This window comes from Microbulbifer epialgicus (assembly GCF_041447265.1).
GTDB classification, from domain to species: Bacteria; Pseudomonadota; Gammaproteobacteria; order Pseudomonadales; family Cellvibrionaceae; genus Microbulbifer; species Microbulbifer epialgicus.
On sequence record NZ_JBGMEK010000134.1, the window covers coordinates 1 to 6,746 of the forward strand.

Here is a 6,746-nt window from a genome sequence, read left to right on the forward strand (position 1 = left end):
GCAAAGCCATTTAAATGGACAAAGCCCGCCGGTCAAATCTTGGCTTCCGTAGAGCGTGCAAAACAATCGTTACAGAATTAACCGCATGGACCACTAGACCTTCACGGTTCCCGGTACGCCGGTAAACTTCACCGCCAGGCTAGTAGCGCCATTACCGACAGCCTCTACAGCAAAGGCGGTCGCACCGGTGATATCACCGGTTGCAGCTGTTGCTTCACTGTCATCAAAGGCACCTGTGGAAACATCCCAGGTAAGGGTTTGCCCCTGACCTATTACAGCCCCAGATACCTTGGGTAAGGTAAACACGCCCTCAACGGCGATAACACCTCCCTCACCAACTGCAATATTGTCGTGAGCCACACTCACAACCGTACCGATGGCCACTACCTGGCCGGAAGCGATAGCTGCGCCGGTGTTATTGGTGTAATCCAGTAAGGCGCCCGTCTTGTACAAAATTCTTAGCCATTTTTCCCCACTTGCGTTAGATCTGCTGCAATAAAAAAGGCCGCGATGTGCAGCCCTTTTCGGATTCTTTAAGGATTAGTTCGGTTTGAGTTTGATCTTAGATCTTAGGTGTTTTCACCATGCCTTTTGCATCCCAGGCTTTGGCAGCTGCATCAAGGCGGACTTTGAATTCCACCCCGTCGATATTCCAGCCGTTTTGCTGTTCCAGCACTGGGGCTTGCTGGCCATCCAGGTAGAGCACTTCGATAGTGTCGTGCGCTACCGGGTCGGCATTGAGGTACCAACCATTGTGCCCACTGAGGCGACCATCGGAGATTACCCTGGCAATATTGCGTACGCTGTTGGGTACAGTGTTGGATTTCTCAGAAGCACCTACTTCAAACTCTGACTCCAGGGCAACCTTTGCGGCACCCTCTTCTCGTTGCCAACCGGATCCCCTATGTGCTGAAAAAGGACCAATTCCCCGCACTCACCTGGGAAATGGTTAATCAAGCGATTCTGGCCCGAGGGGCCTCAAAACCCGACTTAGCAGGTGTTAACCTACCCCCAGGCTTTAACCTTGGGGCAGCAAGCTGATGGGCAGAAGGCGCAACCCCGAAAATGCATGGATGCCGCCGCATGTAGCCCGGTATAAAAACGGCTACCAATTTCACAAGCATGGCGAGCCAACCAAGCATATTGCCGGCCCCGACGCCTCCCAGGCTGAATTCTGGGTTGCCTATGAGAAATACCTAGCCGGCCTAGTGCAAAAGACTTTTACCTTCGCGGATTTAGTAGAGCTCTACTTCGCCTCTCCCCAGTACACCAAACATATAAAACCGCAGACTCAAAAAGACTACTACCGCTACAACCAACGTGTTCTTGCGGTATTTGGGGAAATGGAACCTAACAATATCACCTCCCCACTAGTGCAGATGTTTATGGATGCGCGCGGCCAACAATACCCAACGGCTGCCAATAGAGAGCGAACATTCGTTAGTATCATTTTTCGCTGGGGGGAAGGCTCGCGGATTCGTGTCAATAGATGACCCAACCAAAGCAGTAAAACCCCTCAAAGAAAAGCAGGGCGGGCGCTATGTCGAAGATTCGGAAAACCTCGCGTTTTACACCTGGCTTGAGTCCAGAGGACATACGGCTCATGCCGCTGCTATTGAAATAGCCTATCTATGCGCCGCTCAACAACAAGACGTACTGGCCCTAAAACGGCAGGACATCACCGAAAAAGGCTTATTAATCTGCCAGCAGAAGACCGGCAAGAAGCAGCTGAAGCTCTGGACGGAACGATTACACGACGCGGTTGAGTTGGCACTTAAAAGTAACACCAGTTCCAGGTCACAAAGTATGTATCTGATTCGTGGCCGAACTGGGCAGCGCTTTACCCGAGACGGATTCAACAGCACTTGGAGCCGAGAACAGAGAGCCGCCAATGAGGCCGGCGCCCTACCCGCTCGCTTCCGGTTTCATGATTTAAAGATTAAAGGCATCTCAGATTTCGAAGGTGACAAGCAGGAGTTCAGCGGGCACAAGACTCGAAGCATGATGGAGCGCTACAACCACACCGCCGATAGAGTCGCTTCTCTTAACAAGGCAAGAATTAAAGGAAAGAGGGACACGCCAAAAGACACTGGATAAATGTCCAATCAAGGGAACTGAAAAAATCGATTGTACTAAAAATTACCCCCTGGAATTACCACACTGGCGCCCAAAACGAAAAAACCCCGCACTAAGCGAGGTTTTAAGTCCTTGATAAACAAGGAAGAATCTGGGGTGGCCGACGGGGATCGAACCCGCGACCTCAGGAGCCACAAGGAGGTATTAACCTCATATATTTCAATCTCTTAGGCGAGTTACTGTACCAAACCTAAGGCGTTTATACAGTACTTTTCGTACTTGTTTTAGTTAACTTAGAGAGTTTTCGTACACGGCCTTCTACGGGGGCAATCACACTACCCCCCCCCCCCCCCCGAAGCTACCCCTCAAGTAAGGCCAAAATTTGAGCAGATTCCTCCGGTGAGAACTTCAACCCATACTTCTCCACTATCGCCATGAAGCGCTGCACGTAGATGGCCTGGACGGGCTCATAGGGTGGCATCCACTCGTCCGGGCCTTTATCCCCTTTACTCTGATTCCGACCATCATCGACCAGCCACAGGTTCTCAGGGTCTTCTGCAAACTGCCTTTTTAGCTCTTTGGCCCAGTTCGCACCACCGTGCTCATGCGCCCATGAGAGTGGCACGATGTGCTCAACATCCAAGTCAGAAGCCAAGGTGTAGAAGTTCCCGGTGTATGGGTCTAGCCATAGGCCCGTGTTAACGGTGCAGCGCTTGGTATTGGTGAAGGTAACCGGGGCCAGAGAGAACTGAACTAGCAGCTCATGGCGGGTGCTCTGGCAGTCGCCGTCAGTGTCGGACCAGCGGGGTAGCCACTCGTGACGGTCATAGCCGCGCCCCTCTTTAGCTTCGACTTCAAGACAGCTGGCCAGGGCAGCGGATAGGATGATTGGCAGGATTAAACGCATGACGACCCCTCAGTATTTTTGAGGAATCGTACCGGAGGTGGGCTGGGGGAACAAACACAAAGAGGCACGTCAAATACAAGGTGACCTACATTAATTCGAAGCTGATTACAAGAGTTTACTATTACACTCCAAGTCACGATAATCTCTGTACAAAAAAGGAACTCTATTAGAAAAATTATAACTAACCAAGGATTGGTTTTGAATTTTAAGAAGTTTTTTTATTTGATTTTTGGCGACAACCCTGTGATTCGATTTATTGATCACCCTTTCCTTGTCACCATTATTCCAGCAATTGTTGGCCTTTATTATGGCACCCTTGATATCTGGGGTGACGATTGGAAGTGGGTCACTAACTATAAGGGCATACATGAGCTTACATTTTCAACCCTAGCCATAGTTACGATTGTAACCCTCATCCTTAAAGGTATCTCTCAGTCCCTAAGAAGCAAAGTGAGAGCCAGGCAAAACACTCTTACCGAAGCTCTATTAGATTTATTCAATAAACTAGTCAAAAAGAAACGAGATAGGTTTTATAACAAAGCCAAACATCTCTCCCCTAGAAAAGATGTTTTCAACTTGATAACTCACCCAGATGACCAGCTTGGTCATGCATTAGACGAAACCAAAAATTTTCTAATTGAAGGGCTCGGAATAGATTCAAAGAATATCGGAATCACAATTATTCAGGGAGACCCCCATGCTAAGACCAAGAAATGGTGGTACTTCAAGAAATGCGATTCACAGAAGCAGCATACTAGACCGCAAGACCTAATGAGTTACAACTCCACAGCCAGCTACTGTTACAAAACTGGTGACAGCATTTTCCTCCCAGACATTAGGAAAGGGATAAAAGAAGGTGTATTCTATGAGTCAACCCGCTCGAGGAACGGTAAGCTAGGATCTATATTTTGTAAACCCGTACGAATTACGGTTAAGAATCGTATTTATGTGTATATTTTCACGATTGCTGTTTTCGGGCAGAATGTATGTTCTCCAATCGACGAGGATGATTGCAGAGCCTGTGAGAGAGTCTTTGATGAGATTGCAGATCGAATTGAGTTAGAACTTTACCTATACTCAATGAAGCAATACAGGTATAAAGATGGCACGGTAAAAGGGGAGGCAAGGGAAAATGCGCAAGATATTAATGCCTGAGAAAGGTGAATTTAGAAAGCAGGGAAAATTCGATTATATTAGATCTGCTGCAATGAAGCTCCTTGCATCGAACATAAAAGAAAACAAAGGCAATAAAAACAAAGTGGTTGTGTTGAAAGCGCTGCCAAAATAAATGAAGCCCCAGCCAGATTTTTAGGTCGCACCTAACAGAGTTGCAACCTCACTGTGAGATACAAAACCTCGCGCTTCGGCGCGAGGTTTCTTTTTTCACCCGTTGTAAGGACGGCCGTCCAGCCCAAACAGGTATGATCCGGAAGGAACAGCTGGGACACAAGGGCGTCCCAGCCTGACGGCGGTTTAAAACTTAGTCAGCACTTTTTGTGAAAGACAGGCTGTCTTTCACTCGAACCCCGGTATTTGGGTCAGTCACATACCAAGTCAGCTCGTAATCTCCAGCCTCAAACCAAGCAGGTATATTTAGATAATTTCGAGTGTAATCCTTCGCCTCAGAATAATTTAATACCACATCCCGTGACTTATGAATGGGGTAATTATCCCCGTTGGGAAATTTAAGTACACTCCATTGTTCGAGTGTCACCAAAGATTGTGTAGAGTCTAAATTACGAATACTTGCATCATAATTGACTCTTCCTCCATAGGAAGGAACTGAAAATTCGGCAGGTTCGTCAATCTCAATCGCCAATCGAATGTCGGAAACATCACCCTCAATAACCAGCTCAATGTCCCAGAAGTCTATATAACCACCGGACACATTGTATGTAAATTCACCTTCTCCATCGAGAAAGCTCTTTGCTAAGGTACTATTTTCTCCCTGACAAATATTGATACTTTTTTGCAACTGAGGAACAGGGTTAGGATTTTCAGGTGTTGGAAGTTCGAAGGTCTTATACAACCACATCAATTGCGGAGTAATAACGAGAAAAGGATCTGCAGATTCATCTTTCGCCAAATAAGATACTGCGGTAGCAGTTCCATTATCAACCTCAGCATTGATACAGATTTTATTAATGGAATCAAATTGATAGCCAACATCTACATTTATCTCATATTCAACCCCATCTTCCATCCTAAAGGGGAACGGCTCACCCAGATCTATTTTTTTACTGATCGTATCTGCCTGAACCAATGTTGATGCGCAGATTAAAGAGATAACACCAATAGAATTTTTCAACACAGCCCTTTGCAGAGAACCGTTTTTATTTATTCTTTTCAAAATTACAATCCATTACATATATTATGAGGTACAGTAGTATTTCTGACAGTTTTTTAGAGCCAAACTTTGATAAAGCAAGACCTGTTCCTTGACAATTGGTATTTATCGCATGCTTTAGTGGCTCCAGTCTGCGAAAAATACCTTTATAGGTTTACCAGGCTAAAACTGCCTGAAGCATTGTATTTCACCATTTTCTACTCATCCAAAATTTTTTCTCATTAACCGTACCAAATAAAACAACAACTAGAGATAACACTATTAACTAATCTGTTTATTCCAGTAAACATTACTTAACGCGGATAACAATTGTGTAACCACCCCAGCCAAATCGCTGACCGCATCCCCAGTAAAACGATACTTTTAATCACCCACTCGGAATCGCCATAGCCGCAATAGAACTATGCACAGCCAGGCGGTTGGCCACCTCGACAATACAGTCGGTTACCAGATCGACCACATGATCGGCGACGTTTACCGACTCGCCACTATCGGTCTGCACATTAATTGACCACAAGAAATTATTCCAACTACTTAACCGCTCAGAATAGCCACAAACTCAATCAAGGTATAAACTTTCGAATATCAATTGGTACAAATGCATCACAAAAAAAAGACAGAACTTACAGCATTGGTAGAAATTAATATTGCGCCATACGCAAAACCAAAGTACTCTCAAATGGTATGGAAATTGTTATATTGCAATTACCACGGTAAATCTACATCAATTGATATTTTTATTAATTAAGTATGAGGTGATATGTTATGTACGCAGAAACTGATATTCTAGCTGGACCTGATGCCGTAATTGATCCAAAAGACTTGACGCCGTAATTGATCCAAAAGATAGTTAATAGCTCTATCTAGCGGACAAGTAATTTATTTGATTACTTGTCCGTCTCTGGTTCGAAATTGCCATAGCCGAAATTCAATCGCTCGCTGTCACTCCCCAATCATCACCCGCGAATTCATCGTGCGCTTAGTCACCCACCCGGAATCGCCATAGCCGCAATAGAACTATGCACGGCCAATCGATTGGCCACCTCGACAATACAGTCGGACACCAGATCGGCCACATGGTCGGCGACGTTTATCGGTTGGCCACTATCGGGCTGCAGGGTTTTGGTGGTTACATACACGCTCTGCATTAAGTCTCCAGCGCCATCGGTCTGCACGTTGTTCTGGTCATCAATTACCGCGATAACGCATTTCAGCACCGCCACTGCCGGCGCTTCTGCGGTGGCGGTTTCGCTTTTCTGAGTTACCGTCGCGCGCACAATAGTGCCGGCACTATGGCCGTCGTCGATGGTGTAAGCGAATTGCCAGGCTTCCAGGCCCGGCACATTTTCTAAGGGGGAAAAGCTGGGCATTGTGCCTCCTAGGGTTTATGCCGTGTGTTATGGGTCGCGATGGTCA

General features: G+C 46.4%; 10 protein-coding genes. 4 read left to right on the forward strand and 6 right to left on the reverse strand.

Annotated elements, in window-relative coordinates:
* Positions 1 to 93: 93 nt before the first annotated feature.
* Complete coding sequence (locus tag ACCI49_RS22965) at positions 94 to 453, reverse strand: capsid cement protein (protein WP_371841564.1); 360 nt, start codon at positions 451 to 453, stop codon at positions 94 to 96.
* Between the two features lie 109 nt (positions 454 to 562).
* A complete protein-coding gene (locus ACCI49_RS22970; protein WP_371841565.1) occupies positions 563 to 934 on the reverse strand; it encodes a phage major capsid protein in 372 nt (123 codons plus the stop codon).
* Positions 935 to 1,040: 106 nt separating this feature from the next.
* On the opposite strand from ACCI49_RS22970, the gene ACCI49_RS22975 reads away from it, so the two are divergent.
* Together ACCI49_RS22975 and ACCI49_RS22980 are read left to right on the forward strand one after the other, a co-directional pair.
* Complete coding sequence (locus ACCI49_RS22975) at positions 1,041 to 1,493, forward strand: tyrosine-type recombinase/integrase (protein WP_371841567.1); 453 nt, start codon at positions 1,041 to 1,043, stop codon at positions 1,491 to 1,493.
* A complete protein-coding gene (locus ACCI49_RS22980; RefSeq protein WP_371841569.1) occupies positions 1,480 to 2,097 on the forward strand; it encodes a tyrosine-type recombinase/integrase in 618 nt (205 codons plus the stop codon). The genes ACCI49_RS22975 and ACCI49_RS22980 overlap by 14 nt, the downstream gene beginning before the upstream one ends.
* Positions 2,098 to 2,434: 337 nt before the next feature.
* Here the strand turns inward: ACCI49_RS22980 and ACCI49_RS22985 are convergent, their stop codons facing one another.
* Entirely contained in the window at positions 2,435 to 2,983 is a 549-nt protein-coding gene (locus ACCI49_RS22985; RefSeq protein ID WP_371841571.1) for an HNH endonuclease family protein, read from the reverse strand.
* A 198-nt stretch (positions 2,984 to 3,181) separates the two neighbouring features.
* Between ACCI49_RS22985 and ACCI49_RS22990 the strand changes: the two genes are divergently transcribed.
* Both ACCI49_RS22990 and ACCI49_RS22995 read left to right on the forward strand, forming a co-directional pair.
* Positions 3,182 to 4,138, forward strand: coding sequence for a hypothetical protein (locus ACCI49_RS22990; RefSeq protein ID WP_371841572.1), 957 nt, complete (start codon positions 3,182 to 3,184; stop codon positions 4,136 to 4,138).
* Positions 4,116 to 4,271 carry a hypothetical protein gene (locus ACCI49_RS22995; protein ID WP_371841573.1) on the forward strand — a complete coding sequence of 52 codons (156 nt, stop codon included), beginning with the start codon at positions 4,116 to 4,118 and terminating at the stop codon, positions 4,269 to 4,271. Before ACCI49_RS22990 ends, ACCI49_RS22995 begins: the two co-directional genes overlap by 23 nt.
* A 192-nt stretch (positions 4,272 to 4,463) precedes the next feature.
* Here ACCI49_RS22995 and ACCI49_RS23000 read toward each other — a convergent pair whose 3' ends face one another.
* The 3 genes from ACCI49_RS23000 to ACCI49_RS23010 all read right to left on the reverse strand — a co-directional run bounded on the left by ACCI49_RS23000 (position 4,464) and on the right by ACCI49_RS23010 (position 6,700).
* Positions 4,464 to 5,333 (reverse strand): RbmA family biofilm matrix protein, encoded by an 870-nt coding sequence (locus ACCI49_RS23000; RefSeq protein WP_371841575.1) that lies wholly within the window; start codon positions 5,331 to 5,333, stop codon positions 4,464 to 4,466.
* Between the two features lie 364 nt (positions 5,334 to 5,697).
* Complete coding sequence (locus ACCI49_RS23005; protein ID WP_371841577.1) at positions 5,698 to 5,847, reverse strand: hypothetical protein; 150 nt, start codon at positions 5,845 to 5,847, stop codon at positions 5,698 to 5,700.
* A 466-nt stretch (positions 5,848 to 6,313) separates the two neighbouring features.
* Positions 6,314 to 6,700 (reverse strand): hypothetical protein, encoded by a 387-nt coding sequence (locus ACCI49_RS23010; RefSeq protein ID WP_371841579.1) that lies wholly within the window; start codon positions 6,698 to 6,700, stop codon positions 6,314 to 6,316.
* Positions 6,701 to 6,746 lie beyond the last annotated feature (46 nt).